General features: G+C 63.1%; 2 protein-coding genes. One reads left to right on the forward strand and one right to left on the reverse strand.

Going from position 1 to position 4,474, the window contains the following annotated elements; genetic code table 11:
• Nucleotides 1-3,156, reverse strand: a 3,156-nt coding sequence (gene uvrA, locus AAFM15_RS09590; protein ID WP_341686493.1) for an excinuclease ABC subunit UvrA, incomplete at its 3' end; no start/stop codon positions are given.
• 170 nt (nt 3,157-3,326) lie between these two features.
• Here uvrA and AAFM15_RS09595 point away from each other — a divergent pair.
• Nucleotides 3,327-4,474, forward strand: a 1,148-nt coding sequence (locus tag AAFM15_RS09595) for a CBS domain-containing protein (RefSeq protein WP_341686494.1), incomplete at its 3' end; no start/stop codon positions are given.

Consider the following 4,474-nt stretch of genomic DNA (forward strand, 5'->3'; position numbering starts at 1 on the left):
TTCGGCGGGCTCCTGCGCTTTGCTGCGCAAAGCAGAGAATTGGGGGTCAGAGCCCGAGTTTCTCTGCGAGAAATCGGGATCCGACCCCCATTTCTCCGATCCCGTAGCCTCGCTGCCGTATGGAGCCAGACGCTCGGAAACAGTCACGGCCTGCCCCATCGCCTCCGCATAGTCTCGCAGCGCAGCACCCGTGTGCGACGTCGGGTGTTGCCGCACATCTTCGGGCGTACCCTCGGCCACCACCAGACCGCCGCCCTCGCCACCTTCTGGCCCCAAGTCGATCAGCCAGTCGCTGGCGCGGATCACATCGAGGTTGTGCTCGATCACGACGAGCGAGTGACCGGCTTCCAGCAGCTTGCGCAGGGCACGCATGAGCTTGGCGATGTCGTCGAAGTGCAGGCCGGTGGTCGGTTCATCAAACAGGAACAGCGTGCCTTTGCGCGCCAAACTCTGGCGGCTGTTGCTGGCACTCTTGGCCGCTTCGGCCAGAAAGCCGGCGAGCTTGAGGCGTTGCGCTTCACCGCCCGAGAGCGTGGGCACGGGCTGGCCCAGGCGGACGTATTCGAGGCCCACATCGACGATGGGCTGCAGGGCACGGATGACTTCGCGGTCTTGCGCAAACAGGGCCGCCGCTTCGCTGACGGTGAGTTCGAGGATGTCGGAGACGTTGAGCAAGCGGGGCTGACCGCCAATCGCCTGGCGCTCGATCTTGATCTCAAGGATTTCAGGGCGGTAGCGCTTGCCATCGCAGTCAGGGCAACGCAAGTAGACGTCGCTCAAAAACTGCATCTCCACGTGCTCGAAACCCGAGCCGCCGCAGGTGGGGCAGCGGCCGTCGCCGCTGTTGAAACTGAACTTGCTGGCGGTGTAGCCGCGTTGCCGCGACTCGGGTGCTGTGGCGAAGATTTCGCGGATCGCGTCCCAGGCGCCCACATAGCTGACCGGGTTGGAGCGGGCTGTTTTCCCAATCGGCGACTGGTCCACAAACACCACATCGCTCAGGTGGTCCGCGCCCAGCAGTCGGTCATGGGCGCCGGGCGATTCGGTGGCCTTGCCGAAGTGGCGCATGAGCGCCGGGGCCAGCACGTCCTGAATGAGGGTGGACTTGCCCGAGCCGCTGACGCCGGTGACGGTGACCAGGCGCTGCAGAGGGAAGTCCACCGAGACGTTTTGCAGGTTGTGCTCGCGTGCGCCTTCAAGGATCAGGCGCGGCGTGCTGTCGGTGACCATGCGCTTGAGGCCCAGGCCGACCTGCTTGCGCGCACCCAGATAAGCCCCCGTCAGGGTGTCGGCGCGGCGCAGTGCTTCGGTGGTGCCGTCGAAGACGATCTGACCACCGCGCTCGCCGGGGCCGGGGCCCATGTCGATCATGCGGTCGGCAGCGAACATGACGGCAGGATCGTGCTCCACCACCACCAGCGTATTGCCCGCGTCGCGCAGGCGCAGCATGGCCTGGGTGATGCGGTGCATGTCGCGCGGGTGCAGGCCGATGCTGGGCTCATCGAGCACGAACAGGGTGTTGACGAGGCTGGTGCCGAGCGCGGTGGTGAGGTTGATGCGCTGGACCTCGCCACCACTCAAGGTGCGGCTCTGGCGGTCGAGCGTGAGGTAGCCGATGCCCACATCGCACAGGTATTTGAGGCGGGTGGTGATTTCTTCGAGCAACAGCTTGAGGGCCTGGGCCTCTGCGTCCTGCGAAGCTTGTGCGACGGCACTGGCACTCATGCGGTCAAAGAATCGACGCAACCGGTCGATCGGCATGAGCATGGTGTCGTGCAAACTCAGTCCCGGCAGGGCTTCAAGCTGCTCGCGTGACCACTTCACACCGGCGGGCATGAAGCGCTTGGCCGGATCCAGCACCGCATCGGCATCGTCCTTGGAACCGATGCGCCACAAGAGGCTCTCGGTCTTGAGGCGCGCGCCGCTGCAGGTCGGACACTCGGTGTAGCTGCGGTACTTGGACAAGAGCACGCGAATGTGCATCTTGTAGGCCTTGCTTTCCAGGTACTCGAAGAAACGCGCAATGCCGTACCACTGCTGGTTCCACTTGCCGTTCCAGTTGGGCGAACCTTTGATCACCCAATCTTTTTGCGCTTCGGTCAGCTTGGCCCATGGCGTGTCGCGCGGAATGCCGGCCGTCTCGGCATGGCGCATCAGGTCGTCCTGGCACTCTTTCCAGGCGGGCGTCTGGATGGTCTTGATGGCGCCAGCGCGCAAGGTGAGCTTGTCGTCAGGAATCACCAGGCCATAGTCCACACCGATCACCCGACCAAAGCCACGGCAGGCCTCACAGGCCCCTACCGCCGAGTTGAACGAGAACATCGAGGGGGTCGGGTCGGTGTAGCGCAGGTCGCTGTCGGGGCAATGCAGGCCGGTGGAAAAGCGCCAGACCGAGAAACCGGGGTCAGAGCCCGAGTTTTGCTGCGCAAAATCGGGATCCGACCCCGGTTTCTCTACATAAACATTGAGTCGGCCGCTGCCGCGCTTGAGTGCCACTTCGATCGCTTCGACCACACGGGCCTTTTCAGCATTGGACAGGCGGAAGCGGTCGGCCACCACGTCCAGCACTTTGCGCGGCCCGGTGGGTGTGGCTACTTCACGCTCGGCCTGCACCTTGGTGAAGCCACTGGCCGAGAGCCATTGCTCGACCTGCTCGGCTGTGGTGTTGGATGGCAGCTCGACCGGAAAAGTGAGGTACAGGCGCGGGTCCCCAGCTTCGGCGGCGCGGCGCTGCAGTTCGGCGTAAATGGTTTCGGGGCTGTCGTGCCGCACCGGCTGGGCGGTGTCACGGTCAAACAGCTGACCCAGCCGGGCGAACAGCAGCTTGAGATGGTCGTTCAGCTCGGTCATGGTGCCCACGGTGGAGCGCGAGCTGCGCACCGGATTGGTCTGGTCGATCGCAATGGCCGGGGGCACGCCTTCGACCTTGTCCACTGCCGGCTTGTCCATCCGGTCCAGAAACTGGCGCGCATAAGCGCTGAAGGTTTCGACGTAACGCCGCTGTCCTTCGGCGTACAGCGTGTCAAACACCAGACTCGATTTGCCTGAGCCACTGGGGCCGGTGACCACCGTCAGTTCACCCGTGCGGATGTCGAGGTCAAGGTTTTTGAGGTTGTGCTGGCGGGCGCCACGGATGCGGATCTGGCCTTGGGACATGGTGACTCTCTAGAGGCTGAGGCCAAACATTCTAGAGGTCCTTCGCAGCGGCTGTGCGCCAAGGGTTTTCAGGTGAAAACTTGATCCGGATCAGGGCTGGGACATTCCCTTTGCCCAGTCTGCGGTCAGTCTGCCAAAATGAACTTTTCCCTGTTCGCATTTGCACGCCCATGACTTTGCCCGCTTTCGACCTTGGACAATGGCTCAGCGCCCACCGTATCTGGGGCTTGCTCAGCGCCTCCACTCGCCGCAGCCTGATGCAAGGCAGCCAAGAGCTGCAACTTGAACGTGGTCAGTCCCTGGCCCAAGCAGGCGAATGGCCCGACGCCCTGTGGCTGATCCTGGAAGGACGAATCAACCTGCACAACGCCCAACGTCAGCACACCCACGCCATGTATGCCGGCGAGTCTTTCGGCCAAGGCATGACCGCCATGACGCTGCAACAACAATGCAGCGCGCAGGCCAGTACGGATGCCCACCTGCTGCAGGTACCCACTGCGCTTGTGCAGGCTTTGCTGCAAACCGACCCGGCACTGGAGCCCTTTTTCCCCGTCCCTCTTTCGGGCATGCTGCCCGGCAAACCCTCACAGGCCACAGCGCCCAGCGCATCAGAAGGAATCAGCCTGCTCAGCCGCCCCTTGCACAGCCTGGTTCGGCACCAGCCCATCACCCTGCCGCCCAGCCTGAGCATTTTGCAGGTGGCGCAGGCCATGCGCGAGCGCAGCGTGTCCTCCATCATGCTCACCGAAAACAACCAGTTGGTGGGGCTGGTCACCGATCGCGACATGCGTAATCGCGCCCTGGCCGCCAGCGTGGATGTGAGCCGCCCTGTCAGCGACATCGCCACACTCACCCCCAAAACCCTCGACCACAACAGCACCGCTTTTGACGCTTTGCTGATGATGGCACGACACAACATCCACCACGTTCCGGTGATGGATGGCGAGCGCATTGTGGGCATGCTCACCGCAACAGACCTGACCCGTCAGCACGGCACCTCTCCCGTTTATCTGTCCAGCGACATTCATCACCAAACCAGCGTCGAAGGCCTGGTCAAAATCAGCGCCAAAGTGCGGACCATGCAACAGCAGCTGGCTGCCGCACACACCAGCGCCTACGACACGGGCCACATCATCACCACCATCACCGATGCACTGACCACACGCCTGATTCAGCTGGCCGAAGGTTTGCTGGGCCCTGCACCGGTACCCTATGTGTGGGTAGCAGCAGGTTCGCAAGCACGCAGCGAACAAACCGCCAAATCCGACCAGGACAACTGCCTGATCCTGGACGACAGTTTTGATGCCGACAAGCACGG

It is taken from the genome of Limnohabitans sp. (assembly GCF_038134685.1).
Taxonomy (GTDB): domain Bacteria; phylum Pseudomonadota; class Gammaproteobacteria; order Burkholderiales; family Burkholderiaceae_C; genus Limnohabitans_A.